At 38.6% G+C, this 23,440-nt stretch carries 17 protein-coding genes; 16 read left to right on the top strand and 1 reads right to left on the bottom strand.

Features of this window, described 5'->3' with window-relative positions; translation table 11 throughout:
- Nucleotides 1-192: 192 nt before the first annotated feature.
- The 10 genes from SB717_RS01275 (at nucleotide 193) to SB717_RS01230 (ending at nucleotide 14,881) form a co-directional block, all read left to right on the top strand.
- Entirely contained in the window at nucleotides 193-1,653 is a 1,461-nt protein-coding gene (locus SB717_RS01275) for a protein adenylyltransferase SelO (RefSeq protein WP_410903049.1), read from the top strand.
- Nucleotides 1,654-2,242: 589 nt separating this feature from the next.
- Nucleotides 2,243-3,694 carry a glycoside hydrolase family 68 protein gene (locus SB717_RS01270; protein WP_410903048.1) on the top strand — a complete coding sequence of 484 codons (1,452 nt, stop codon included), beginning with the start codon at nucleotides 2,243-2,245 and terminating at the stop codon, nucleotides 3,692-3,694.
- A 363-nt stretch (nucleotides 3,695-4,057) separates the two neighbouring features.
- A complete protein-coding gene (locus SB717_RS01265) occupies nucleotides 4,058-6,844 on the top strand; it encodes a sigma-54-dependent transcriptional regulator (RefSeq protein WP_193423413.1) in 2,787 nt (928 codons plus the stop codon).
- 255 nt (nucleotides 6,845-7,099) lie between these two features.
- On the top strand, nucleotides 7,100-7,540 hold the full coding sequence (locus tag SB717_RS01260) for a mannose/fructose/sorbose PTS transporter subunit IIA (protein ID WP_014460796.1): 441 nt from the start codon (nucleotides 7,100-7,102) through the stop codon (nucleotides 7,538-7,540).
- Nucleotides 7,537-8,031: a PTS sugar transporter subunit IIB gene (locus SB717_RS01255; protein ID WP_074678150.1), complete on the top strand. Its 495-nt coding sequence runs from the start codon at nucleotides 7,537-7,539 to the stop codon at nucleotides 8,029-8,031. The genes SB717_RS01260 and SB717_RS01255 overlap by 4 nt, the downstream gene beginning before the upstream one ends.
- Nucleotides 8,032-8,043: 12 nt before the next feature.
- A complete protein-coding gene (locus SB717_RS01250; protein WP_074678148.1) occupies nucleotides 8,044-8,853 on the top strand; it encodes a PTS mannose/fructose/sorbose transporter subunit IIC in 810 nt (269 codons plus the stop codon).
- A 26-nt stretch (nucleotides 8,854-8,879) separates the two neighbouring features.
- Complete coding sequence (locus SB717_RS01245; protein WP_013056298.1) at nucleotides 8,880-9,707, top strand: mannose/fructose/sorbose PTS transporter subunit IID; 828 nt, start codon at nucleotides 8,880-8,882, stop codon at nucleotides 9,705-9,707.
- An 85-nt stretch (nucleotides 9,708-9,792) separates the two neighbouring features.
- Entirely contained in the window at nucleotides 9,793-13,371 is a 3,579-nt protein-coding gene (locus SB717_RS01240) for a glycoside hydrolase family 32 protein (RefSeq protein WP_410903047.1), read from the top strand.
- Nucleotides 13,372-13,615: 244 nt separating this feature from the next.
- Nucleotides 13,616-14,362: a type I methionyl aminopeptidase gene (gene map / locus SB717_RS01235; protein WP_410903046.1), complete on the top strand. Its 747-nt coding sequence runs from the start codon at nucleotides 13,616-13,618 to the stop codon at nucleotides 14,360-14,362.
- Between the two features lie 210 nt (nucleotides 14,363-14,572).
- Nucleotides 14,573-14,881: a DUF5634 family protein gene (locus SB717_RS01230; protein ID WP_410903045.1), complete on the top strand. Its 309-nt coding sequence runs from the start codon at nucleotides 14,573-14,575 to the stop codon at nucleotides 14,879-14,881.
- A gap of 841 nt (nucleotides 14,882-15,722) precedes the next feature.
- On the opposite strand, the gene SB717_RS01225 is transcribed toward SB717_RS01230, so the two are convergent.
- Nucleotides 15,723-16,196: a YbaK/EbsC family protein gene (locus tag SB717_RS01225; RefSeq protein WP_410903044.1), complete on the bottom strand. Its 474-nt coding sequence runs from the start codon at nucleotides 16,194-16,196 to the stop codon at nucleotides 15,723-15,725.
- Nucleotides 16,197-16,512: 316 nt separating this feature from the next.
- Between SB717_RS01225 and SB717_RS01220 the strand changes: the two genes are divergently transcribed.
- The 6 genes from SB717_RS01220 (at nucleotide 16,513) to SB717_RS01195 (ending at nucleotide 23,405) form a co-directional block, all read left to right on the top strand.
- Nucleotides 16,513-16,704 (top strand): hypothetical protein, encoded by a 192-nt coding sequence (locus SB717_RS01220; RefSeq protein WP_410903043.1) that lies wholly within the window; start codon nucleotides 16,513-16,515, stop codon nucleotides 16,702-16,704.
- A 37-nt stretch (nucleotides 16,705-16,741) separates the two neighbouring features.
- Complete coding sequence (locus tag SB717_RS01215) at nucleotides 16,742-17,566, top strand: aldo/keto reductase (RefSeq protein ID WP_410903042.1); 825 nt, start codon at nucleotides 16,742-16,744, stop codon at nucleotides 17,564-17,566.
- Between the two features lie 352 nt (nucleotides 17,567-17,918).
- Nucleotides 17,919-19,430: a histidine ammonia-lyase gene (gene hutH / locus SB717_RS01210; protein ID WP_410903433.1), complete on the top strand. Its 1,512-nt coding sequence runs from the start codon at nucleotides 17,919-17,921 to the stop codon at nucleotides 19,428-19,430.
- A gap of 49 nt (nucleotides 19,431-19,479) precedes the next feature.
- Entirely contained in the window at nucleotides 19,480-21,141 is a 1,662-nt protein-coding gene (hutU, locus tag SB717_RS01205; RefSeq protein WP_410903041.1) for a urocanate hydratase, read from the top strand.
- 16 nt (nucleotides 21,142-21,157) lie between these two features.
- Nucleotides 21,158-22,447 carry an imidazolonepropionase gene (gene hutI / locus SB717_RS01200; RefSeq protein ID WP_410903040.1) on the top strand — a complete coding sequence of 430 codons (1,290 nt, stop codon included), beginning with the start codon at nucleotides 21,158-21,160 and terminating at the stop codon, nucleotides 22,445-22,447.
- Entirely contained in the window at nucleotides 22,422-23,405 is a 984-nt protein-coding gene (locus tag SB717_RS01195; protein WP_410903039.1) for an agmatinase family protein, read from the top strand. Before hutI ends, SB717_RS01195 begins: the two co-directional genes overlap by 26 nt.
- Nucleotides 23,406-23,440: the final 35 nt, after the last annotated feature.

Below are 23,440 nucleotides of genomic sequence, written 5' to 3'. Positions count from 1 at the left end.
GATAAGGCACTTTAGATTAAAAGTACGAGCAAATACGATATAATAGTAAAAGAGAAAATAAATGAAAGAGAAGCTGTCCTGCTCTAAGATGCCCAAAAGAGAGCAGGGTAGAGCAAGGCTTACTACGCTTATAAAACAACGATCAGTAAAGAAAGAATTATGTTTTAAGACACAAAAAGAAAAGGAGATACGATGACTAATCAAAAAGAAACAGGATGGAATTTACGTAATAGCTATGCGGAGTTACCAAACATCTTTTTTACCCCTCTTGATCCTAATCCAGTGAGTTCACCTAAAATAGTTAAATTTAACGACTCTTTAGCCGCATCTCTAGGGTTACAAAAAGAACAGCTGCAAAGCCAAGAAGGAGTTAGTATTTTGGCTGGAAACAGTTTTCCAAAAGGTGCTTTCCCGCTTGCACAAGCTTATGCAGGGCATCAATTTGGCCACTTTAACATGCTAGGTGACGGCCGGGCTTTGCTGATAGGGGAGCAAGTTACGCCTTCGGGTGAACGAGTGGATCTTCAGCTTAAAGGCTCAGGCCGAACTCCGTATTCCCGAGGAGGAGACGGTCGTGCAGCTCTAGGACCTATGCTGCGTGAGTATATTATTAGTGAGGCCATGCATGCTCTTGGTATTCCGACTACTCGGAGCCTGGCAGTCGTAACAACAGGCGAATCCATTGTTCGTGAAAAAGAACTGCCGGGGGCGATTTTGACGCGTGTAGCTTCCAGTCACCTTCGTTTTGGTACATTTCAATTCGCTGCAAAATGGGGAACTGTCGAAAACCTTCAAGCGCTAGCTGACTATGCATTAGAACGACACTTTTCCCACATAGAAAAGAATGAAAAAAAATATTTATCATTGCTTCAAGAAGTGATTAAGCGGCACGCTACCCTAGTTGCTAAATGGCAGCTTATTGGTTTTATTCACGGCGTCATGAATACGGATAATATGACAATTAGTGGAGAAACAATTGACTATGGACCATGTGCGTTTATGGATACCTATGATCCAGAAACTGTATTTAGTTCAATTGATGTACAAGGGCGCTACGCTTATCAAAATCAACCAGGCATTACAGGGTGGAATCTTGCGAGGTTTGCTGAGGCTTTATTACCGCTGTTCGATCAAGATATAGAGAAAGCAGTTGAAATAGCTCAAAGCGCCGTGACGGAATTCCCAAAATTCTATCGAGAAAACTGGCTGGCAGGTATGCAGGCTAAACTTGGACTTTTTAACGAAGAAAAAGAAGATGAAGCATTATTCCAAGAGCTTCTTACCATGATGAAAACCTATAAAGCTGACTATACAAATACGTTTCGTGCATTAACTTTCGATAAGCTAGGAAATAATGACCTGTTTGAAAGCGAAGAATTTGCACAGTGGCAGGAGTTATGGCAGAAAAGACTAGGTAGGCAAAAACAATCTAAAGCGGAGTCGGAAGAGCTTATGAAAAATAACAATCCTGCTGTCATTCCTCGAAATCACCGGGTAGAAGCAGCACTAGACGCAGCACAAAAAGGAGACTACAGTGTTATGGAAGATCTTCTGAAAGTGCTTTCTAGCCCATATGAATCGCCTGATCAGTCAGAGTACTGTACACCGTCTGCTCCGTCTAATCAGCCTTATCAAACGTACTGCGGGACTTGATTTGTTTAGATAAGAACAGCTATTTAAAGACAGCATAAATGATATCAAAAAGAGCTCTTTATAAAGAGCTCTTTTTGATTTTCTGAAAAATGTATTATTGATTCATTAAAATGATAGCGATTTCTTGTAAAAAGCTACATAAAATTTAACAGGACAAAAGAATCAAATCGAAAAACAATTATATAATTCTTTTGTCTCTCATTATTGCCAATAGGAACTATTATATAATAAATTATTCCACTAATTCACAAAAAATACATTAACAATATTTTTTTGGAAATGGCTCACTTTAACAATTGTAGAAGAGCTTATAAAAAATAGCAGGTTAAATATGACGGTGAATTTGCTTATTTAATCAAAAAGTTGAAGGTTTAAGACTTTATAACCAAATGAAAGATATAAGAGGAGAAAAATGAGATAATTACTCCATTTTACCTATTTGACTTTTTAATATTATGCAAGTAATCTTGGAAAGGTAATGGAACCGGTTCTGTTATTTCGCCAGATTGATATGACTTCTCGATACATAGAAAATGAATTGCTTGTGAGTGACACAAGAAAAGGTATTATACAAAAGGGAGAAAAACAGATGAATATTAAGAAAATCGCAAAGCAAACTACAGCTTTATCTTTTGCTACAGCTCTGTTAGTAGGTGCTGGATCTCAAACATGGGCTGCTGAAAGCAATCATAAAGATACCAACAATAATTATGGAGTTTCCCATATTACGCGTGATAACATGCTGAAAATTCCTCAGCAGCAAAAAAGCGAACAGTTTAAAGTTCCAGCTTTTGATAAAGCAACAATCAAAAATATTGCCTCTGCAAAAGGGTATGATAAATCAGGTAATTTAATTGACTTAGACGTATGGGACAGCTGGCCTCTGCTAAATGCTGATGGAACAGTAGCTAACTATCATGGTTACCAAGTTGTATTTGCGCTAGCAGGCGATCCTAAAGATGCGGATGATACCTCTATTTATGTGTTTTATAAAAAAATTGGTGAAGAGTCGATTGACAGTTGGAAAAATGCAGGAAGAGTGTTCAAAGACAGTGACAAATTTGTACCGAATGACCCTCATTTGAAAAAACAAACACAAGAATGGTCAGGATCTGCTACGTTAACATCAGACGGAAAAGTGCGCTTATTCTATACTAATTTTTCAGGTACAAACTATGGAAAACAAACCTTAACAACAGCTCAAGTAAATGTATCTCAGCCAAGTGCAGATACGTTAAAAATTGAAGGTGTTGAAGATCATAAATCCATTTTTGATGGTGATGGTAAAAAATATCAAAATATTCAGCAGTTTATCGACGAAGGCGCATATGGTTCAGAAGATAATCATACGTTGAGAGATCCTCACTATGTAGAAGATAAAGGACATAAATACCTTGTGTTTGAAGCAAACACAGGAACTGAAGATGGTTATCAAGGTGAAGATTCCCTTTATAATCGAGCTTACTACGGTGGAAACAATCCATTTTTCCAATCAGAAAAAGAGAAATTACTGCAGAGTTCTAATAAAAAGAAAGCCTCTTTAGCAAACGGTGCATTAGGCATTGTTGAATTAAATAACGACTATACCTTGAAAAAAGTAATGGATCCACTGATTACTTCAAACACGGTGACAGATGAAATTGAACGCGCAAATGTATTTAAAAAAGATGGGAAATGGTACTTATTCACAGATTCTCGCGGATCTAAAATGACTATTGATGGTATCGGCCAAGATGACGTATATATGCTAGGATACGTATCAAATACGCTGACAGGAAAATACAAGCCGCTAAATGATACAGGACTTGTTTTACATATGGACCTCGATCCTAATGACAAAACGTTTACGTATTCACATTTTGCAGTTCCACAAGTGAAAGGTGACAATGTCGTAATCACAAGTTACATGACAAACAGAGGCTTCTATTCAGAGGAACATTCTACTTTTGCTCCTAGTTTCTTGTTAAATATTAAAGGATCGAAAACAGCTGTTGTGAAAAATAGTATTTTACCACAAGGACAATTAAGTACGGATAGATAACTTTTTAAAACCGAAAGAAAATGGCGATAACTGCTGCTGTTTTCTTTCGGTTTATTATGTAATCACAAATATGCTGTAACTGCAGTGCTGATTAAAATAAAAAAGTAGTATATACAGATTCATAGTTATTTTATTTAAAGAAAATGAAACACTCAGACAGGCTATAACTTTAAGAATGAAACCGGTTGACATGCAAGGTTGACTAACTTAATATATTTACATATAATGGCTTGAAACGCTTTCATAGATTAGTATGACATGATGATACTTGTATATGAAAAGACTTGTAGTAGTAGGGAATGTTTCATATCTTTGAAAGAGAAAATCCCGTTCGTTAACTGAAAATAAAGAAGGTGCTTCTTAATGAAACGAATTGATAAGGTATATAATCAGCTGTTGAGTAATTTTCAGGAGTTTACAGAAGTAGAACTTTTACATAAACAAGGAAGCTCAGCGATTGAAATTGCTGAACAGTTAGATTTAGAGAGGTCTAATGTAAGTCTTGAACTGAACAAACTTGTCCGCATGCAAAAAGTAATTAAAATTAAAATGTTCCCCGTTCGCTACGTTCCGCTAGAGGTTGTCGAAATAATTTTTCGTCAAAAGTGGGATACGAATAAGATGGAAGTGGAAAAACTAGAGCAGCTATCTAATGGGGGAAAAGAAGAAGCACTTCCTGCTAATCCTTTTGAATTAATGATTGGAGCCACAGGTAGTTTAAAAAAATCGATTTCTCAAGCAAAAGCTGCTATCCTTTACCCGCCCAATGGGTTACATATGCTGCTATTAGGTCCCACGGGATCAGGCAAATCTCTTTTTGCAAAACGAATCTATCAATTTGCTTTATATTCAGAGAGGTTAAAAACAGGGGCCCCGTTCATTACCTTTAACTGCGCTGATTATTATCACAATCCTCAATTACTTCTTTCTCAGTTATTTGGTCATAAGCAAGGGAGTTTCACTGGAGCAACTGAAAGTAAAGTAGGTTTAGTAGAACAAGCAAATGAAGGCATTCTCTTTATGGATGAAATACACCGGCTTCCTCCTGAAGGTCAAGAAATGCTCTTTTACCTCATTGACCAAGGTACGTACAATCGCCTAGGGGAAACAGATCATAAGCGAACGTCTAAAGTATTAATTATTTGTGCTACAACTGAAAATCCCGGTTCAGCCTTACTGCAAACTTTCTTAAGAAGAATTCCGATGACTATCCATATTCCCTCATTAGAAGAGCGATCTCTAAAAGAAAAGCTTCGTCTTACAACGTTTCTTTTAGAACAAGAAGCTAAACGAATTAATAAAAAGCTAAGTGTCCACATTGATGTATTAAATGCTTTAATCCACACTGAAAAATTCGGGAATGTAGGGCAGTTAAAGTCCAATGTACAGCTCGTTTGCGCACACGGATTTTTAAATAACCTTGATAGTAAACATATGGTGGAACTTACAGTGAGAGATTTGCCTGATGATATTAAACGAGATTGGATTTCGAATAGTAAAAATATGGAGCGCAGCAGAAAAATTTCTGAATATGTAAACCTCAAAACCATCATTTCTCCGGCTATGGAGAGCCAAGAAATAAAAATGGAAGAAGACGTATCATTTAATTTATATCAGTTAATAGAAGAAAAAGTAGATGTTTTAACAAAAGAAGGTTTATCTCAGGAAGACATCAATCAATATATTCTTACCGACATTCATTTGAATGTTCGGAGCTTTTTTAATCAAAAAAATGGCCAAAGTTCTAATTTAATGAAATTCGTAGAAGACGACGTGATTCAGCTTACAAAAGAATTAAAACATTTAGCTGAAAAAGAATTGAACTGTAAATTTGATCGCAGGTTTATTCATTTTTTAAGTATGCATATGGAATCCTTTTTAAAGCGAAAAAAACAAGTAGACGTATTAAATACAAAGGAGATAGATGAAATTCGCGAAACATATCCAAAAGAATATGCGGTAGCCCTGCTTTTTAAAAATCGAATTGAAAAGTGGTTTAACATTGTCGTGCCGGAAATAGAAGTCATTTATCTCACAATGGTTATTCAATCGATTCGAACGTTAGAAGAAAATAAACGAGTAGGGATTGTAGTTGCTGCGCATGGAAACAGCACGGCCACTTCTATGGTTGAAGTTGCTAAAGAGCTTTTAGGAAGCACTCCTATTATAGCTATTGATGTGCCTTTGACGGTATCTCCGGTTGAAATTGTAGATAGGTTAGTCCAGGGAATTAAGAAAGTAGATGAAGGAGAAGGCGTATTAATGCTTGTGGACATGGGCTCGCTTGCCATGTTAGAAAGCAAGTTGGAACAAAAAACAGGGACTAAAATTAAAACAATCAGCAATGTGACGACGTCTATGGTGTTAGACACCGTTAGAAAAGTAAATTATTTAGATTTAAATTTATATGCCATATTTGATTCGGTGCAAAAAGACTTTATGGAATTTATAGATAAGCAGCAGCACGCGTTTGGAAAAAAGAAAGCACTTGTTTCTATTTGTACAACAGGAAGCGGTACAGCAAAACAATTAGAAAAAATCTTAACGATTATTTCACGCAAAGTATCTCAAGAGCCTATTAAAATTCTAACCGTTTCTTCTATTAAATTAGCAGCCAACATTCGAGAAATTCAAAAAGAATATGAAATTGTTGCAACAGCAGGTACTAAAAATCCAAGGATTGATGCGCCTCATGTATCATTAGAAGTCCTCATTGAAGGGCAGGGAGAGCGAATACTTCAACAGGCAATTACAAAAGAAACGATACGCTATGATGACGAGAAAACCGAAGCGAATATTGTAGTGCGTGAACTTTGCGAAGAAAACTTGCGAAAGTATCTTCTATTTATTAATCCGTATCTCATAAGTGAAATTCTGTTAGAGTGGTTACGTCACGTACAAGATGAGTTAGAAATGGAATTAAGCAACACCGTTATGATTCGGATTGTGATGCATACAGCCTTTGCTTTAGAAAGAATGATAAAAAACGAACCTCTTGCTTTTCCGAAGGATGAAGAAATCACTCATCAATTGGAAAATATTTATCAAAAAACGGAAAAAACATTACAAGCCGTCGAAAAAAAGCTGAAACTTACCTTAACAAGAGATGAAAAATTATTTATTTCCACTATTTTTGCGGATGAAATGTAAAAATCATATTATAATCCTAAGAAACTAGTTTGATTTGTATGCCACTAGTTTCTTTTTTTTGTCTCACTTTTTAAATAACAGAAAAACCTGTATTAAAACGCATTGAGTTTTGATACAGGTTTATTTATTTTAAGAAACCTGTATCAATAACGAAGAAAAAGGTATTGAAAAATAAATGAAAGCGCTTAATACTCTTTGTTGGCACGATACTTGCAATAAATAAGTGTAGAACGCAAAAGAGAGGAGCAAGTGTACATGATTTCAGTCATTATTAGTGGACATGGTGATTTCGCGCCAGCATTAGAAGGTTCTTCCAAAATGATATTTGGTGAAGAGAATCACGTAGTAGCCGTACCTTTTCTAAAAGGAGAGGGTATCCAAACCCTTGAAGAAAAATATAAGCAGGCACTAGAGGAAATGCCTTTAGAAAATGAAGTGCTTTTTCTAGTCGATATTTTCGGAGGTACGCCCTACAATGCAGCTACTCCCTATATCCTTAAAAATAAAACAGCGGATATGGTATCCGGAGTTAACTTGCCTATGTTACTAGAAGTGTTAGCCATGCGAGAACACGTTACATTAAAAGAGATGCTAGGAAGATTAAAGCAAGTGAATGAAGAAAGTTTTCAAGTGTGCAGTGAACATCTGGAGAAAATCCAGCAAGCAAACCAAATCGGAGAGGATGGATTATTATGAAAATCGTTTTAGCAAGAATTGATGACCGCTTTATTCACGGGCAGGTATTAACAAGATGGATCAAAACAAATGCAGCAGATCGAATTATCATTGTTTCAGATGAGGTGGCAGCGGATGAAATGAGAAAAACGCTTATTCTTTCTGTAGCTCCTTCGAATGTAAAAGCAAGTGCTGTCTCGATTTCTAAAATGACAAAAGCTTTTCATAGTCCGCGTTATCAGGATACAACAGCCATGCTGCTGTTTGAAAGTCCTTCAGATATTGTTGCTCTTGTTCAAGCTGGAGTGCCTATTGAGACAGTAAACGTAGGCGGCATGCGTTTTGCTAATGACCGAAGACAAATCACCAAATCTGTAAGCGTTACCGAAAAAGATATCGCTGCTTTTGAGAAACTGCAGGAACTAGGCGTAAAGCTTGAGCTGCGCCAATTACCTTCAGATTCTAGCGAAAATTTTATTCAACTACTGAGAAATGAAACAAAAATCAAATAAGGAGATGAGTTTATGTCTTCCATACAAATTATTTTATTATTAGTCGTTGCAGCGGTAACTGGCATCGCAAGCGTGTTGGACGAAGGGCAATCCCATCGTCCTCTCATTGCCTGCACGTTAGTAGGCTTGGTGCTTGGAGATTTAAAAACGGGCATTATTTTAGGTGGAACGCTGGAATTAATGGCTCTTGGGTGGATGAATGTTGGATTGGCGATGGCACCAGATACGGCTATTGCTTCTGTTATTTCAACTATTTTAGTTATCACAGCTGGTCAGGGTATTGGTGAAGGCATTGCGGTAGCTATAGCTTTAGCAGCCGCAGGGCAAGTACTCACCATTTTTGTTCGTACCATCACAGTATTTTTAATTCATCGAGCTGATAAGTACGCGGAAGAAGGAAACTTTAAAGGAATTGAAATTATGCATATTACTGCTATGGGTTTTCAGGCTCTCCGCGTTATGATTCCAACTTTAATTGTTACATTAATCAGCGTAAGCGCCGTGCAAACTTTCCTCGGAAATATTCCGGAAGTTATTACAAAAGGTCTGCAAATTGGGGGAGGCATTATCGTGGTCGTAGGATATGCCATGGTTATCAATATGATGAACATTCCTCATTTAAAACCTTTTTTCTATATCGGGTTCTTATTAGCGGCATTTACAGGGTTTAACTTGGTAGGATTTGGGGCGTTAGGCCTTTGTTTAGCCCTTCTTTATCAGCAAGTAATGCAGCAGCGGAATCAAATGCAGCCGGCAGGCGTTCCCGCAGCTACAGGGAGCGAACAAGTATATGATGATGACGATGATGATTTAGATGCCTAAACGGCGAATTTAAGGGAGGGATAGAGATGGAAAATGAAAAAAGATTAACGAAAAAAGACATCTTTAGCATGTTTATTCGCTCGAATTTTTTACTCGGTTCATTTAACTTTGAGCGTGTTCAGGCAATGGGCTACTGTTATGTTATGATTCCAGCAATCAAACGTTTATACGGACCAGGGGCACAGCGAAATGCAGCACTGAAGCGGCATTTAGAATGGTTCAATACACATCCATGGATTTCTGCACCTATATTCGGCGTCACGGCAGCAATGGAAGAAGAAATGGCAAACAAAAAGGATTTCGATGAAAAAGCCATCAGCGGAATGAAAATTGGATTAATGGGACCGCTTGCTGGCGTAGGAGACCCTATTTTCTGGGGAACGCTGCGACCAGTCCTCGCAGCACTAGGCGCATCTCTTGCGTTAGGCGGGAATATTGCCGGACCACTGCTGTTTTTCATCTTAATTAATGCAATTCGATTAAGTACAAAATATTATGGATTAAAATATGGCTATTTAAAAGGAACAGAAATTTTAAAAGATTTAGTAGGCAATCGAATTCAAAAACTGACGGAAGGTGCGTCCATTTTGGGACTCTTTGTAATGGGAGCATTGGTTTCGAAATGGACCACTATTAATATACCAGTGGTTGTTTCTAGGATCAAAGATGATTCCGGTAAAGTTGTCGTAAAAACCGTGCAAGACGTACTCGATAGTATTTTACCGGGACTGCTGCCTTTAGCACTAACTCTATTAGTAGCATGGATGCTTCGAAAAGGTACAAATCCGCTGCTTATTATTTTCGGTATTTTCTTAATCGGTATAGGAGGTTATTGGATCGGCTTTTTAGGCTGATAAATAAGGGAGTCATCTATTCTTCTAGCATATGCTGGTGAAAATATTTTACATAGCCAGTATGCCAATAAAGGAGGAAAGGAAGATGAAAAGAACCGTCAAAAAGTTATTGATGATTGGAGTCGCTTGTTCCATAAGCTTGTTTTCTGTATCCCCTGTATTAGCTGATAATACAGGGTATTATCAAGAAAAATACCGGAATCAATTTCATTTTTCTCCAGAAGCGAACTGGATGAACGATCCAAATGGAATGGTCTACTATAACGGGGAGTACCACCTTTTTTATCAGTATTATCCTTACGGTACCACCTGGGGACCTATGCACTGGGGGCATGCAGTTAGTACAGACTTAGTGAAATGGAAACACTTGCCGGTTGCTCTTTCCCCAGATGAGAACGGAGAGATCTTTTCAGGAAGTGCCGTTATCGATTGGAATAATACCGCAGGGTTTGGAAAAGAAGCGATGGTAGCTATCTTTACGCACTCGGGCAGTAAAGGGCAAGTTCAAAGTCTAGCATACAGCACGGACAGCGGAAGAACATGGACCAAATATGAAGGAAATCCTGTTATGCCAAATCCCCCAGTTCCGGACTGGCGCGATCCAAAAGTATTTTGGCACGAGCAAACCAAGCAGTGGGTGATGTCTTTAGCTGCTAAAGATAAAATCATGTTTTATACATCACCTGACTTAAAAAAGTGGGAATACGCAAGTGAGTTTGGATCTGACGGAGGGATTCAAGCAAACGGTCAAAGCGGTGCCTATTCATATACCTTGTCTGAACAAAAAGGTCAATCCTTTACTCTAGAGGGAGAAATTACGCTTGTAGAAAAGAATGGACGCGAAGGTGCAGGAGGCCTTGTTTTTCGTTCTAATAAAGATGCAACAAACGCATATACCGTCAATTTAGATGCTGAAAAGAACCTCTTAACACTTAACAAAGTAGAGAAAGGAAGCGTAACGACTGTTGTTTCAAAGCCAATGAGGCTTGATACGTCACAAGCGTATCGTGTAAAAGTAGAAGCAAACAGTCACCACTTTAAGATACTGCTAAATGGGAAACAGGTTTTAGAAGGCAGTGATGCATCTTTTGAAAACGGTCAGTTTGGACTAACAGCATGGAATTCCACAGCTGTCTTTCGTCATGTTAAATTTACGAATCAATCTAATTTCATAACCAATCTATCTAACTGGAAACCTGTTACGGGAACATGGAATGATACTACTGATGGAAAAACCGGTAAATCTGACAGCGACGGATATATTATGAGTGAAGAACAGGGAGATCAGTTTATTTACGAGTCAAATATGACATTTTTAGATGAAAACCATGGTTCAGGTGCACTACTTTTTCGAGCAGACGCGGAAGCCAAAAACGGATATATAGCTAGCGTGGATGCTTCTAAGGATACAATCAAACTAGTAAAGCTTCAAAATGGCATTCCAACTGTCCTTGCCGAAACAAATGAAAAAATTGATACGAGCAAATCACATCAAGTAAAAGTAACTGCATCGGGAAATGAACTTGATTTGCATATAGACGATAACTTCACCCTTACTGCAAAAGATGAAACTTTTTCAAAAGGATTGTTTGGACTGCACGTTAATCAATCTTCAGTCCGGTTTCAAGACGTTAACATGACCAAGTTTATTGATACAGATGAAAAAGAAATTAAAAATAAAAGTTTTGAAACAGGGGATCTCACCGGCTGGAAAACGATAAAGGGAAATGCATTCACAAACGATCATGTGACGGATGCAACCGCAAATTGGAGCGGTCTTTTTGAACAAAAAGGAAAGTATCATTTATGGGGTTTTTCTGATAAGCAAGATGGCGATAGTGCCACTGGAGAATTACATTCGTCTTATTTTAAATTGAGCGGATCAGGTGAAATCAATTTGTTAATGGGAGGCGGAAACGACCCCACAAACCGCTATGTAGCCTTAGTCCGGGCATCCGACGACAAAGAATTGATTCGTCAAGCGAATACAAAGTTTGCAGATGAAAAGTATCAGCGCTACGTATGGGATGCTTCTAAGTATATAGGAGAAGTACTGTACATTAAAGCCGTTGATCAAGCTGTAGGCGGATGGGGGCATATTAATCTAGATGATGTGAATGTATTTAATACAGAAAAAATGCCGGATAAAGTGGACAGTGTAGCAAAAGAACCGGAGGAAGTTAAACAAAGGGAAAGCGGAGAGCTTTCAGATTGGAATACTGTGTCAGGAGAATGGGTGAAATCAACTCATGGAAGCAACGGAGGGATTTGGGAGTGTCCTACTTTACTCGAACTGCCGGTTGATGGAGACAGTACAAAGAAAAAATGGGTGCTGGAGGTCAGCATCAATGATGGAGCGGCAGCTGGAGGTTCAGGGATGCAGTACTTTGTTGGGGATTTTGACGGGAAAACATTTAAAAATGAAAACCCGCCAGAGGAAGTGCTTTGGACAGATTATGGTGCCGACTTTTATGCCGCTGTAGATTGGAGCGGAGTTGAAGGAGATAACGGAGAAAAGTATTGGCTAGGCTGGATGAGCAACTGGCAATATGCAAATAATACCCCAACTACTACTTGGAGAAGCTCTATGTCAATCCCAAGAAAAATAGAACTCACCAACACAGCAAAAGGGCTTCGTTTAAAACAAACACCTGTTTCAATTGATTCAATCCGCAATAAGCAAGAAAAAAAGATATTGAAGAATCTCATGGTTACTGAAAATGGAAATCTTCTTTCAGGCATACAGGAAGACAAATATGAAATCATGGCAGAATTCGATGTTTCTACTACAGATGCACAAGAATTTGGTTTTCAAATTCAAAAAGAAGGCAGTGAAAATACGAAAGTCAGCTATAACATAAACAAACAGCGATTATCTGTTGATCGAACAAACTCTGGAAGTTTTGATTTTGGTGAAAATGTGAAAGGCAAACACTCTGCTTCCATGCTTCCAAAAGACGGAAAGGTTAAGCTTCATATGTTTGTAGACCAGTCGTCTGTAGAAGTATTTGGTAATGACGGCACGGAAGTAATAACAGACCAGCTCTTTCCAACGCTTTCAAGCAATAAAATAAAGCTTTATAGTAAAGGAGGCGCTGTAAAATTAAATTCTCTTAAGATGTATCCGTTAAAATCTATTTGGAATAAAAGTCCTGTTGAGACAAACTTATCAGGGTGGAAAAGCATTAGCGGACTATGGGCCGATACGATTAATGGAAAACAAGGACGAAGCAAAGAAGATGCCTTTGCTTTATCATCAGAAAATGCAAAGAATTTTATATATGAGGCAAAGATAAAGGTATTAGACGATCCTGTTTCAAATTCTACAGGAGCAGGAGCGCTAGTATTCCGTTCGGATGAACAGGCAAATAACGCTTATGCTGCGAATGTAGATGTGCTTAATAATCAGGTCAAACTCATTGCGTTTAGAGATGGAATAGGAAAGGATCTCATGATTTACGACGATGGGGGAAAGCTGGATTTAAAGCCAAATACGGATTACCATCTAAAAGTGATGGCTGAAGGGGAACACATTCAAATTTATCTCGATGGCAAGCTGGTGATCGATACAATGGACCCTACCTTTTCAGAAGGTTATGCTGGGCTGAATGTGTGGAATTCTACTAGTTTGTTTAATGAAGTGAAGTTTGAAACAGCGGATTAAGGGATTGTGGAAGCTTCTGCTTGTTTGAGGGAGCTTTTATATAACATAAAAAAGCATGCTGCAGTGAAGTAGCATGCTTTTTTGAATTTCATAGGTTAATGAAGAGGATTTTTACATATGATAAATATCTTATTAATCTAATTAATCGTACATTTTAGTTCTTAAAAGGTCTTCTGAAAAATCCTCATAAAAATATGATAAAATCGGATAGGATATATATTTCGAGGAAGGAAAGTGTTTTTTTATGATTATTGGTAACGAACAAGATTTAGAAAGTTTACGCAAAATTGGGCGCATCGTGGCACTTGCGCGCGAAGAGATGAAAAGCCAAGCAAAAGCAGGTATGACAACAAAAGAGCTTGATATGATCGGTAAAAAAATATTGGATGAACACGGTGCTACTTCTGCACCTGAAAAAGAATATGATTTCCCAGGTGTAACGTGCATTAGTGTTAACGAAGAAGTGGCTCACGGCATTCCGGGAGACCGCGTATTAAAAGATGGCGATTTAGTAAATGTGGATGTATCTGCCGTACTTGATGGCTATTATTCAGATACTGGTATTTCATTTGTTATTGGGCAAGACAAAGAAAAAGAAAAGCTGTGTCAAGCTGCAGTAGATGCATTTTGGGCAGCTATGAAAAAAGTAAAAGCTGGTTCAAAACAAAACCAAATTGGTCGTGCTGTTTCTAACTTTGCACATCAAAACGGATATGCTGTTATTGAAAACTTAACGGGTCATGGTGTTGGCCGCAGCTTGCATGACGCTCCTAACCACATTTTAAACTATTATGATCCAATGGATAAAGCCCTTTTGAAAAAAGGTCTTGTTATTGCTGTCGAGCCATTTATTTCTATGAAAGCTGATCATATCATTGAACGCGGAGACGACGGCTGGACGTTTGTTACACCTGATAATAGTCTTGTAGCACAATGTGAACATACAATTGTTGTAACGAAAGGTGAACCGATTATTTTAACTGAACTATAATCAAGTTTCTCTATAGATATCGATAACAAAAAAGCTACTTCACTTAGCAAAGTTTTTTCATTGTATTAATAGTGAGGTAGCTTTTTATTATTGTGTAATGAATGAATTTCATATTGAGTCGCTTTGTTTATACAACGTTTGAAAGATAGTGTAATTGAATATGCTCAAGGGAATGCTAAGTATAAATCAAAATGAAAAGGGGTATGAAATGTGGAATATGTAGGAAGAGAAGCAATTGTAAGTGAACTGACGCATCATATGGATGACATTTTAAACAAATATAACCTTCAAGGCGTTTCTGTATATGAAGAAGAAGGAGAAGGGAATCACTATTATCTTGGCTATACAGTAAAAAAGAATGATCATGTGTTTATGGTTAACAGACCTTATCTAAAAGATAAAGACGGGAAACTAGCAGTAGAAAAGCAAGAATGGACTCTTCAAGGTAACGAAGGAGAAACAAATGGATATACTTCACTTGAAGATGCATTTCAACAAATTGATCAAATGGTAAACTAAAGAAATTTGATTAATTTCACTGCGGATGCTTTTCTTTGCCTGCGTGAGGATAAGCAAAAGAGGCACTAATAGCTGGCGTGCTTCTTTTGCTTATAGTATCTAAATTTTCTTTGCTATAAATTCTAAAAAATTGTTTTTTAGGTTTTACTATATAAATACGGGGTACACATATAGTACAGCAGCTATCATGCAAATGGTTGTTGTGAAAGGTTAAATACTTAGCGTTTGAAGGGACTGATTAGTTTTGAAAGGCTTAACAGCGACTTCAGCAAATGTATTACCGCAAATTGAAAGCAGATACTCGTATCTGACACAAGGCACTTTGGTTATGAACCGATATACGTAACGAAAGGGCCTGACTAGGCAAACAAAGGAAAGACTGAATCAACGAGAAGAAGCCTGCATCTAAACATGTAGGCTTCTTCTTTTTTACAGATAAAAATAAGACGATGAATGAGTACATAACAGGTATAAATTAGGAAGATTCACATTCAGTCCATTTTCCGTGCACGTTTTTCTTGAAAAAAGGTCATAAGTTGAAGATACTGTATATAACTATGTAAAAGAATTTTTGAATACAAAATAGTAAATCTGCTTGAGGTGAAAATGATGAGAAAAGCAAATAAAAGTGAATTTCTGTGGAATACGTTAGACGGCTGGCTTTTTATCCCTAGGAACATTCCTTTACTATTTCTTTTTGTATTTCTCTTAGGGGTTTCTTACCTAGGTTGGGTTAAGCTGTTTCATAAATTCGTTTAGATACACCAACAAGCTGAAACAAAAAATTGTTTCAGCTTGTTGGTGTTCTGATTAATTATATCTGTACCGTCATTCACATAGATTATTCATTCCATCCTTTGCACACATCAACCCATTTTAAGCATTTCGAAAATTCTTCTAGTTCGGGTATTGTTAATTCGATTGCGCTATTTCCACTTCCGCAGGCAGGGAAAACGGTAACAAACCGTTTCAGAGATTCATCTAAATATACGTTAACACCTTCATTAACAGCAAACGGGCATACTCCGCCTACAGCATGACCAATCAGCGTTTCTACTTCACTTGCTCCAAGCATTTTTGCTTTGGTTCCAAACTCTTCTTTGTATTTTCGATTATCAATTTTTGCATCTCCTGCTGCCACAATCAATAAAACGGTTCCTTCTGCGTTAAAAGAAAGACTTTTTGCGATCCGTTGCGGCTCACATTTTAAAGCTTGCGCTGCCAGTTCTACAGTAGCACTGGACTCATCCATTTCAATAATTCGATTCTCCATGCCATATTGTTTAAAATATGCTTTTACTCTTTCAATCGCCATTTTTTATATCCATTCCTTTCGTTAACTTTTGCAAATATGTATGATTACCTTACAGAAAATGTACAGTTTTTCTTTAAAATAAAAAATTCTTATTATTTTGTATATACGGAAATTATACACAACTTCGCAGTTAAAAGCACATATTCGTTTTAATTAAAAAAGTTACGTAGGTAAAGTATTTTTAGCTGATTGAAGCAGGATTACGGAACCCTTTGACGAATGTAACTATGTCGGCTGCGAAAACACAGGCATTAGAACAAAAGATAAATGATGAAATTGAAAAGGCGCAAACGTTCTAGTGAAATGAGGAGAAGGCATGCCAAATTTACACACTATCGTCAGTTTCTTTAGCAGTACATGTATGGCAACGATGAGTATGATTTATTTGTTTTCCCTTGTACCGCGGGCATGGTCTTTTAAATTTCGATTTGGAGCCATGGTTATAGGAATCCCAGTCGGCGTTATAATGGGCCAGGTTGCTATGCTGATTGGCTGGCACCATCATTAAAACTTTGAACTTTTTAACAAAAAAGGAGACATGTAAAATGAATATTGTTACATTAAACAACGGCTTAAAAATGCCTCAGCTTGGATTTGGCGTATGGCAAGTAGAAGACAACAAAGCAGCAGCTGCAGTGTCAAAAGCAATTGAAGTTGGATATACCTCTATTGACACAGCTATGATTTATAAAAATGAGGAAGGAGTAGGTCAAGCGATTAAAGAATCTTCTGTTCCTCGAGAAGAGCTTTTTATTACAACAAAAGTTTGGAACAGCGACCAAGGCTATGAAAATGCACTACGTGCGTTTGATGAAAGTTTAGAACGATTAGGGCTTGATTATGTTGATTTATATTTGATTCACTGGCCTACTCCTCAATATGATGAGTATGTTGAGACGTATAAAGCATTAGAAAAGCTTTATCGCGATGGAAAAGTAAAAGCAATTGGCGTCTGCAACTTTGAAATTGAGCATTTGGAGCGCTTGTTAAATGAATGTGACGTAACGCCTGTTTTAAACCAAATTGAATGTCATCCGTATCTTGCTCAAAATGAATTAAAAGAGTTTTGCGCCAAACATAATATTTTCGTGGAAGCATGGAGCCCTCTTGATCAAGGAGGAGAAGTGTTACAAGACGAAGTCATTCAAAAAATTGCTGAAGTACATAGCAAAACTCCGGCTCAAGTTGTATTGCGCTGGCACTTACAGAACAACACAATTGTCATCCCTAAATCAGTTACACCGTCTAGAATAGAAGAAAACTTTAACGTGTTTGATTTTGAACTCACTGCCGATGATATGGCAGAGATTAATGGGTTAAACAGCAATCGCCGTAAAGGTCCGCACCCAAGTGACATGAACGTCCGATAACGTTTAAAAAAATAAAATTGTGCAGCCGTGAGTCACCGCTGCTATAAGAAATAACATTTTTTCAGATTATTTTAAATTTTATAAAATAAAAATTGACAAATGATTAATTCAGCGCAATACTTAGTGTAGGTACCCTAGTTGCTTTAAGTTGTACAGCTTAAAGTGTATAGTAATTTAGTTATTTAGCGATTGTATGTATAAGTGAAATACTGATTATTAATAAAAGCCCATAGTGTAAGTAGGTTAGTTTATAGGGGGCTATATCAAAAGGAGCTTGTTTCCTCTTTGATATAGCCCCTTTTTGTGTTCAAAAAGAAAAGACAGTCTACAGTTTAACAAGGGAGCGGGTATGATGTTTATTCAAATTGATGGAAATTCACTGACGTTCGACCAAATTTACAAAGTTATTTACCAAGGATACTCTGTGAAAATTAGCGATCACGCAGTTGAACATATACAAAAAAGCAGAACGTTAGTTGAAGAGAGCATTACGAACAACCACGTCATTTACGGAGTCAACACGGGATTTGGAAAGTTTAGCGATACGGTTATTTCAAAAACAGACTTAGCTGATCTGCAGATTAACCTAATTCGCAGTCATGCCTGCGGACTAGGAGAACCATTCTCGTTAGAAGTAAGCAGAGTCATGCTGCTTTTACGAGCGAACGCATTAGCTAAAGGATATTCCGGAATACGACTGGAAACCTTGCAGCTTCTTATCGATTGCTTAAATCAAAACCTAGTACCGGTTATCCCGAGTCAAGGTTCGCTTGGAGCTAGCGGTGACCTAGCCCCGTTATCACATCTAGCGCTGCTGCTAGTTGGAGAAGGAGAAGCTGTATATAATGGTCAGCGAATGCAAGGAGAAGAAGCTTTAAAGCTAGCGGGGCTTGAACCTATCCAATTACAGGCAAAAGAAGGGCTAGCTCTAATTAACGGCACTCAGGCAATGACGGCTGTAGGCGTAGTTTCGTACCTTGAAGCTCAAAAGCTCGCTGATCTTGCTGACGGGATTGCAGCACTAACATTAGAAGGTCTGCAAGGTATTGTAGAAGCATTCATGCCCGAGTCTCATGCAGTAAGACCTTATCGCGAACAACAGCAGGTAGCTGCCCGAATTCTTTCGTACTTAGAAGGCAGTCAATTAACTACTTCTCAAGGTCAAATAAGAGTGCAAGATGCTTATTCACTACGCTGCATTCCTCAAGTTCATGGTGCTATTTATCAAGTTTTAAATTATGTAAAAGAAAAGCTGTTAATTGAAATTAATTCAGCAACCGATAACCCGCTCATCTTTGCTGACAGCGGCAAAGTAATTTCTGGAGGGAATTTTCACGGGCAGCCTATTGCGTTTGCTATGGATTTTCTAGGAATTGCAATGGCGGAGCTTGGGAATATTTCTGAACGGCGCATTGAACGAATAGTAAACCCTCAGCTTAGTGGGCTGCCCGCATTTTTAAGTGCAGATCCAGGTCTAGAGTCCGGGCTCATGATTACTCAATACGCTGCAGCTTCATTAGTTTCCGAAAATAAAGTATTAGCGCATCCATCAAGTGTTGATTCTATCCCATCTTCAGCAAATCAAGAAGATCATGTCAGTATGGGAACGACTGCTGCACGTCATGCTTATCAAATTATCCAAAATACACGAAGAGTTCTATCGATTGAAGCAATTTGTGCGGCTCAAGCAGCCGATATTCAAGGAGTGGATAAACTTGCTTCAGAAACAAGAAAAATTTATTCAAGAATTAGAAAAAACGTACCAACCATTATTAAAGATCGAATTTTCTCGCGTGATATTGAGGCGTTAGCAGCTGATTTCAAAACTTTTGTGCAAGATACTAATTATGAACTAGCGCTGTAATAAAAAGTTAGTTTAACAGTTTTTCATTTTTATAGAGGAGGAAAACAAAATGGAGACAAAACAAAGTGGGATAAAAGCATCTCGTGGAACAGAACTAATGACAAAAGGCTGGGTACAAGAAGCTGCTCTTCGCATGCTTCTAAACAATTTAGATTCCGAAGTAGCCGAGCATCCGGAAAAGTTAGTTGTATACGGAGGGATCGGAAAAGCAGCCCGTAACTGGGAGGAGTTCGATCGTATTATAGATACGTTAAAAGAATTAGAAGAAGATGAAACGCTTCTCATACAGTCGGGCAAGCCGGTTGCGGTTTTTAAAACACACAGTGATGCGCCGCGTGTTTTATTAGCAAATTCAAATCTTGTTCCTGCTTTTGCGAATTGGGAGACGTTCCATGAGCTTGATAAAAAAGGACTCATGATGTACGGGCAAATGACTGCAGGAAGCTGGATTTATATCGGAAGCCAAGGCATTGTTCAAGGAACGTATGAAACATTTGCTGAGTGTGCCAACCAGCATTTTAATGGAAGTTTGAAAGGAACGATTACGGTAACAGCTGGATTAGGAGGAATGGGAGGTGCACAGCCACTAGCCGTTACGATGGCAGGAGGCGTTGTAATTGGAATTGATGTTGATCGCACGCGTATTGAAAAACGTATCGAAACAAAGTATTGCGATACGGTAGTCGAAAGCGTAGCTGAAGCCATCACGTTAGCTGAAGATGCAAAAAGATTGGGCAAAGCGCTTTCCATTGGATTAGTTGGAAATGCAGCCGAGATTCTTCCTGAGATGATAAAGCGAGGATTTATCCCAGATATTGTGACAGATCAAACATCGGCACATGATCCGCTTAACGGATATTTGCCGATTGGAGTCAGCTTAGCAGAAGGAGAAAGATTGCGGAATACAAATCCAAATGAATATATAAAACAATCAAAATCAAGTATGGCTATTCATGTTCAAGCCATGTTAGAGATGCAAAGAAAAGGTGCAGTTGCTTTTGACTATGGCAATAATATTCGCCAAGTGGCGCTCGATGAAGGTGTCACGAATGCATTTGATTTCCCGGGATTTGTCCCAGCGTACATCCGTCCACAGTTCTGTGAAGGAAAAGGACCGTTTCGATGGGTCGCTTTGTCAGGAAACCCAGAGGATATTTATAAAACAGATGAAGTCATTTTACGTGAGTTTTCGGATAATACGCATCTTTGCAACTGGATTAAAATGGCGAGAGAAAAAATTGAGTTTCAAGGATTGCCAGCTCGTATCTGCTGGCTAGGCTACGGAGAAAGAGCGCGCTTTGGAAAAATTATTAATGACATGGTAGCAAACGGAGAGCTGTCAGCGCCTATCGTTATTGGCCGAGATCATCTAGATGCCGGTTCTGTGGCTTCGCCAAATCGTGAGACTGAAGCAATGAAAGATGGCAGTGATGCAGTAGCAGACTGGCCTATTTTGAATGCATTAGTCAATACGGCAGCAGGTGCAAGCTGGGTATCTGTGCACCACGGAGGAGGAGTCGGTATGGGGTATTCCCTTCACGCTGGAATGGTTGTAGTAGCAGACGGGACGGAAGATGCTGCCAAACGTCTAGAACGTGTTTTAACAACAGACCCAGGCATGGGTGTTGTTCGTCATGTAGACGCTGGCTATGATAAGGCCATTCAAACTGCAAAAGAAAAAGGAATACAAATTCCCGCGTTAAATGAATAAAAAAGGAGGAATACGTATGACTATTACGTATATCAAATGCGCTGAACAAGTCATTACGATTAAAGGAGGAAGTCAGCCTAGACGAGCGGAAGAGATGTCAGAGCTAGGCATCATTGAAAACGGCAGCGTACTCGTGAAAGATGGAAGAATTGTATTTGTTGGTCCTGACGTCAAAGCTAAGGAATATCTTGAACAGATTCAGGAACAGGTTCATGTAATTGATGCCTCAGGAAAAATTGTAACGCCTGGGTTGATTGATCCCCACACTCACCTTGTGTTTGGCGGCAGTCGTGAAAAAGAATTAGAAATGCGCTTAAACGGAGCAAAGTATATTGATATTTTAAAAGCAGGAGGAGGAATTTTACAAACAACCGTTAGTACACGACAAGCAACGGAAGAGGAGCTAATCAAGCAATCTACAAAACGTTTAAATAGATTTCTGCAGTACGGAGTTACAACTGTCGAAGCCAAAAGCGGGTACGGTTTAAATCTTAAAGATGAAATCAAACAATTAAAAGTAGCGAAGAAACTGAATGAACAGCATCCAGTAGATGTGGTTTCAACCTTTATGGGAGCTCATGCGGTGCCAGTTGAGTACAAAGGCAATGAAGATGAGTTTGTTCGTTTCGTTATCGAAGAAATGATACCCATCGTTGCAAAAGAAGAGCTAGCGGAGTTTTGTGATGTATTTTGTGAAGAAGGTGTGTTTACAGTTGAACAGTCAGATCGTATTTTACAAGCTGGAAAAGCATACGGACTAAAACCTAAAATCCACGCTGATGAAATTGTGTCTTTTGGCGGGGCAGAATTAGCGGCTAAAGTGGGAGCTGTGTCAGCGGATCATTTACTAAAAGCATCGGATCAAGGAATTAAACAAATGGCTGAAAGCGGAGTTATAGCCGTCCTATTGCCGGGTACTGCATTCTTTTTAATGGAAGAGCCGGCTCGTGCTAGAAAAATGATCGAAGCAGGAGTGCCTGTTGCTTTGTCTACAGATCGAAACCCAGGGTCTTCTCCTACGGAATCGCTGCCGTTTATTATGAATTTAGCTTGTTTAACGATGAAGATGACGCCAGCAGAAGTTTTAACGGCCTGTACACTTAATGCAGCTCATGCCATTTGCAAAGGCGATCAAATCGGAAGTGTTGAAGTAGGGAAAAAAGCGGATTTAGTGCTATTTGACGCTCCCAATTACCAAACGCTGCAGTATAACTATGCGGTAAATCTTGTAGATACGGTATTAAAAGATGGAAAAGTAGTGGTTGAAGGCGGTGTGTTACATGAGCTATCCGTACCCACAGCTTGATCGACCGCCTTTTTGCTGGCAGCGTCAAAGTACTCATGACCCAAAAGTAAGCGACTGGATTCAAACAGTTGAAGATGGGAGCGACTTTGATTTTACACCAATAGATATTACGATCTTAGGGGTGCCTCTTTCAAGGTCTTCCATTAGCGCTTCTGGAGCCAGTGAGACGCCAATGGCCATGAGAAAGATCTGGAAATCCTTCAACCCGTATCATATTGAGTATGATACGGATTTGACTTCCCTGTCAGTTTTAGATTTAGGGGACGTTAAACAGCATGTAACGGATATAAAGAAATCCCATCAGCATATAAAAGAAGCGATGATGTCTATGCGGAAATATCATCCGCATGCGCTGCCTGTTATGCTTGGAGGAGACCACTCTATTACAGCTATGTTAGTAAAAGGGTGGAAAGCGTCACATCCCGAACAGAAGATAGGGATTTTACAGTTTGATACGCACTTTGACTTACACAGCTTAGAAGATAACGGTCCTTCTAACGGAACCCCTATACGAAATTTAATCGAAAGCAACACGATTGATGCAGCTCATGTATGGAATATCGGACTTCACGGGTTTTATAATTCAAAATCGTTAAAGGAATATGCAGATAGCAAAGGCGTTCATTATGCAACGTTACTGCAAGCAAGAAAAGCAGGAATAAATCATACCGTGAAAGAAGCATTAAAACAGCTGAGCAAAGAGGTAGATATGATCTATTTAACCGTTGATATGGATGTGTTAGATATCGCTTACGCACCGGGAGTTGCAGCAGGAACGACAGGCGGAATGAGGACAGATGAGTTATTTGAAGCAGTATACACCGCCGGGAGTCATCCGCTTGTTCAAGCAATGGATATTGTATGTCTAGATCCGCTGCGTGATGTAGGAGAAATTACCGTGAAAGCAGGCGTACACGTGTTTTTGAATTTTTTAACAGGCGTTGCAAACAGAAAGTAAGGAAGTGTTATTATCGCTTTAATCATTACTGTAAT

The sequence above is a fragment of the Priestia sp. SIMBA_032 genome, assembly GCF_046535215.1.
GTDB classification, from domain to species: Bacteria; Bacillota; Bacilli; order Bacillales; family Bacillaceae_H; genus Priestia; species Priestia aryabhattai.
The sequence above is the reverse complement of the archived record's forward strand: the minus strand, read 5'-3'. Positions and strand labels throughout refer to the sequence as shown.

Bases quoted from the DNA above. Each gene is read 5' to 3' on its own strand.
- hutU (WP_410903041.1), top strand. From the start codon at position 19,480: ATGGAGACAAAACAAAGTGGGATAAAAGCATCTCGTGGAACAGAACTA.
- SB717_RS01240 (WP_410903047.1), top strand. From the start codon at position 9,793: ATGAAAAGAACCGTCAAAAAGTTATTGATGATTGGAGTCGCTTGTTCC.
- hutI (WP_410903040.1), top strand. From the start codon at position 21,158: ATGACTATTACGTATATCAAATGCGCTGAACAAGTCATTACGATTAAA.
- SB717_RS01255 (WP_074678150.1), top strand. From the start codon at position 7,537: ATGAAAATCGTTTTAGCAAGAATTGATGACCGCTTTATTCACGGGCAG.
- SB717_RS01270 (WP_410903048.1), top strand. From the start codon at position 2,243: ATGAATATTAAGAAAATCGCAAAGCAAACTACAGCTTTATCTTTTGCT.
- SB717_RS01195 (WP_410903039.1), top strand. From the start codon at position 22,422: ATGAGCTATCCGTACCCACAGCTTGATCGACCGCCTTTTTGCTGGCAG.
- SB717_RS01215 (WP_410903042.1), top strand. From the start codon at position 16,742: ATGAATATTGTTACATTAAACAACGGCTTAAAAATGCCTCAGCTTGGA.
- map (WP_410903046.1), top strand. From the start codon at position 13,616: ATGATTATTGGTAACGAACAAGATTTAGAAAGTTTACGCAAAATTGGG.
- SB717_RS01245 (WP_013056298.1), top strand. From the start codon at position 8,880: ATGGAAAATGAAAAAAGATTAACGAAAAAAGACATCTTTAGCATGTTT.
- SB717_RS01260 (WP_014460796.1), top strand. From the start codon at position 7,100: ATGATTTCAGTCATTATTAGTGGACATGGTGATTTCGCGCCAGCATTA.
- SB717_RS01250 (WP_074678148.1), top strand. From the start codon at position 8,044: ATGTCTTCCATACAAATTATTTTATTATTAGTCGTTGCAGCGGTAACT.
- SB717_RS01225 (WP_410903044.1), bottom strand. From the start codon at position 16,196: ATGGCGATTGAAAGAGTAAAAGCATATTTTAAACAATATGGCATGGAG.
- hutH (WP_410903433.1), top strand. From the start codon at position 17,919: ATGTTTATTCAAATTGATGGAAATTCACTGACGTTCGACCAAATTTAC.
- SB717_RS01275 (WP_410903049.1), top strand. From the start codon at position 193: ATGACTAATCAAAAAGAAACAGGATGGAATTTACGTAATAGCTATGCG.
- SB717_RS01220 (WP_410903043.1), top strand. From the start codon at position 16,513: ATGCCAAATTTACACACTATCGTCAGTTTCTTTAGCAGTACATGTATG.
- SB717_RS01265 (WP_193423413.1), top strand. From the start codon at position 4,058: ATGAAACGAATTGATAAGGTATATAATCAGCTGTTGAGTAATTTTCAG.